Annotated in this window: 1 protein-coding gene; it reads left to right on the plus strand. The window is 66.8% G+C overall.

Translation table 11 applies throughout. The annotated features are described in order from the left end of the window. Positions 1-650 (plus strand): TCP-1/cpn60 chaperonin family protein (locus AACY52_RS29130; RefSeq protein ID WP_339561191.1); only part of this gene is annotated, 650 nt, incomplete at both ends.

Below are 650 nucleotides of genomic sequence, written 5' to 3' on the forward strand. Positions count from 1 at the left end.
GGCGACCCTGGTCGTCAACCGCCTGCGCGGCGGCCTCAAGGTCGCCGCCGTCAAGGCGCCGGGCTTCGGCGATCGCCGCAAGGCCATGCTGGAGGACATCGCGATCCTGACCGGCGGCCAGGCGATCTCGGAAGATCTCGGCATCAAGCTCGAGAACGTCACGCTCAACATGCTCCGTCGCGCCAAGAAGGTGATGATCGACAAGGAGAACACCACGATCGTCAACGGCGCCGGCAAGAAGGCCGACATCGAGGCGCGCGTGGCCCAGATCAAGGCGCAGATCGAGGAAACCACCTCGGACTACGACCGCGAGAAGCTGCAGGAGCGTCTGGCCAAGCTGGCCGGCGGCGTCGCGGTGATCAGGGTCGGCGGTTCGACCGAAGTCGAGGTCAAGGAGCGCAAGGATCGCGTCGATGACGCGATGCATGCGACCCGCGCTGCGGTCGAGGAAGGCATCGTCCCGGGCGGCGGCGTCGCCCTGCTCCGTGCCTCCGAGCAGCTCAAGGGCCTGCGCACCAAGAACGACGACCAGAAGACCGGCGTCGAGATCGTGCGCAAGGCGCTGTCGGCGCCCGCTCGCCAGATCGCGATGAACGCCGGCGAAGACGGCTCGGTGATCGTCGGCAAAGTTCTGGAGAACAAGTCGTACG

The sequence above is a fragment of the Pseudomonas sp. EA_65y_Pfl1_P113 genome, from assembly GCF_963970525.1.
Classification (GTDB): domain Bacteria; phylum Pseudomonadota; class Gammaproteobacteria; order Pseudomonadales; family Pseudomonadaceae; genus Aquipseudomonas; species Aquipseudomonas tritici.